This is a genomic window from Microbacterium sp. ZXX196, assembly GCF_009709595.1.
In the GTDB taxonomy this organism is placed as follows: domain Bacteria; phylum Actinomycetota; class Actinomycetes; order Actinomycetales; family Microbacteriaceae; genus Microbacterium; species Microbacterium excoecariae.
On sequence record NZ_WMEE01000335.1, the window covers coordinates 1 to 256 of the forward strand.

Genomic DNA, 256 nt, shown 5'->3' on the forward strand with positions numbered 1-256 from the left:
GCGGTCTGGGCGTATTTCGGTCAGGCCCGGTTTGGCTGGAACGCGGGCATGATCGGGCTGTCGCTGGGCCTGTTCGGCATCATGATGGCGGTGGTGCAAGGTGGGTTGATCCGCCTCATTCTTGCCCGGCTGGGCAAGCGCGGTACGGTGATCTATGGCCTTGTCTTCGATGTGTTTGCCTTCGCCGCATTGGCCTTTGTCACTTCGGGCACCATCGCGCTCATCCTCACCCCCCTTGCCGCCTTGGGGGCCGTCA

The 256-nt window shown here is 63.3% G+C and carries 1 pseudogene; it reads left to right on the forward strand.

Annotated features, from left to right (window positions below):
• Positions 1-256: pseudogene (locus GJQ66_RS13255) on the forward strand (hypothetical protein); the annotation flags it as partial.